1 protein-coding gene is annotated in these 524 nt (G+C 65.3%); it reads right to left on the bottom strand.

The window, feature by feature from the left end; genetic code table 11:
- Nucleotides 1-524, bottom strand: a 524-nt coding sequence (locus BST10_RS22280; protein WP_242665684.1) for a beta-ketoacyl [acyl carrier protein] synthase domain-containing protein, incomplete at both ends; no start/stop codon positions are given.

Genomic DNA, 524 nt, shown 5'->3' with positions numbered 1-524 from the left:
CACCACCGCCAACACCCGATCACCATCACGCTGGGCATCCGAGAGCCGCTTGAGCACCACCACCCCGGCACCCTCGCTGCGGACATAGCCATCGGCGCCGGCGTCGAACGTCTTGCACTGCCCGTCGGGGGCCAACATCCCCCACCGCGAGGTGGCAATACTGTTCTGCGGCGACAACATCAGGTTCACCCCGGCCGCCAGCGCCTGATCGGACTCCCGGCGCCGCAGACTCGCACACGCCAGATGAATCGTCACCAACGACGACGAACACGCCGTGTCGAGCATGATCGCCGGACCGTGCACACCCAGGAAATAAGCCAACCGGCCGGCCGCGAAATTGGCGGCGTTGCCGAAGGGAACGTAGGGATCGATATCGGCGGCCTGGATATTGCCGATCATGCTGAGGGCGTAGTCGCTGGTGGTCATGCCGACGAAAACGCCGGTCGCGGTGCCCCGAATCGCCTCCTTGGTGATCCCGGCATGCTCCAACGCCTCCCAGGCCACCTCCATCAACAACCGCTGCT

It is taken from the genome of Mycolicibacter algericus DSM 45454 (assembly GCF_002086455.1).
Lineage (GTDB): Bacteria > Actinomycetota > Actinomycetes > Mycobacteriales > Mycobacteriaceae > Mycobacterium > Mycobacterium algericum.
This window is presented reverse-complemented; position numbering and strand designations above follow the sequence as displayed.